Genomic DNA, 1,102 nt, shown 5'->3' on the forward strand with positions numbered 1-1,102 from the left:
CGACAAACACCATATTCTCAATCGACTTTACCGCGACCTCGGCGATCTTTTGTTTTAGTTCGCTGTCTGCATCTGGATAGTGTTTGTTGACATTACTAATAATGGTGTTGAGCTGCTGTTGAGAAAGCACGTTGCTGGAAATGTCGATATCGCTATTGCAGGCCGCCAATAAAGGAATCGCCCCGAGAAGACCTAGCCATTTATAATTCATTATCAATCCTCATTATTTAGCCGTTTATTTTAAGCGGCTAAGCAGGTGACATGAAGTTAATGACTCGGAAATAATGTGATTTTCCTTCCTATTCTTAATGATGCACACCCAGTTAATAATTAATCAATCTATCAAGTAATTATCAGAAACGCTGTCTTAATATTGGGGTAGTTAAAACGTGTGTCCCGTTAAGAATCAAGAGTGCGCTTTAACGTACTTTTTAACCTTTTTCATAGCCATTTGACGCTTAAGTGGTGAAAGATAGTCAATAAACAAGTTTCCCGACAAATGGTCTATTTCGTGCTGCATTACGATAGCTAGAAACTCATCACTTTCGATGGTAATTGGCTTACCTTCGCGGTCTACAGCAGACACAACAACTGAAGTAAAACGCTCCACGTCAGCATAATAATCAGGAACTGATAGACAACCTTCTTGACCCAATGCTTTATCCGAGCCACTAACCACTTCGGGGTTCACCAAAATCAACGGTTCATCTCGGCTTTCTGAAAGGTCGATTATAACAACTGCCTCTTTACGACCAACTTGAGTTGACGCCAAACCAATACCATTGTCAGTTGCATATAGCGTTTCCAACATGTCGTCTATTAATGTTTGTACCGTGGAGAGATCTTGCACCTTTTCCGCTTTGACCTTAAGCCTCGGATCTGGTGCAGTCAGAATTTCTAAAACTGCCATATATCCCTTCTAATTTTTTGGAAGCTCATCGACCTAATGTTTGTAGGTAAACATCATAATCCAGCAACTCCGCTTCATACTTTGACAACGAATAACTGCTTAGGGTGACTTCATGTTGAATATCCGCCCCGCGATCAACGATCGAGAACTGACTGTAACAACTTGCTTCCGGCGTCCAGACTGGGCGATTAA

The 1,102-nt window shown here is 41.5% G+C and carries 1 protein-coding gene and 1 pseudogene; both read right to left on the reverse strand.

Annotated features, from left to right (window positions below; all coding sequences use genetic code 11):
* Positions 1-211 (reverse strand): annotated as a pseudogene (locus QTN95_RS20790) (formylglycine-generating enzyme family protein); the annotation flags it as partial.
* Positions 212-406: 195 nt separating this feature from the next.
* A complete protein-coding gene (gene def, locus QTN95_RS20795) occupies positions 407-910 on the reverse strand; it encodes a peptide deformylase (RefSeq protein WP_331418871.1) in 504 nt (167 codons plus the stop codon).
* Between the last annotated feature and the right edge of the window lie 192 nt (positions 911-1,102).

Source organism: Vibrio sp. M260112 (assembly GCF_036533775.1).
In the GTDB taxonomy this organism is placed as follows: Bacteria; Pseudomonadota; Gammaproteobacteria; order Enterobacterales; family Vibrionaceae; genus Vibrio.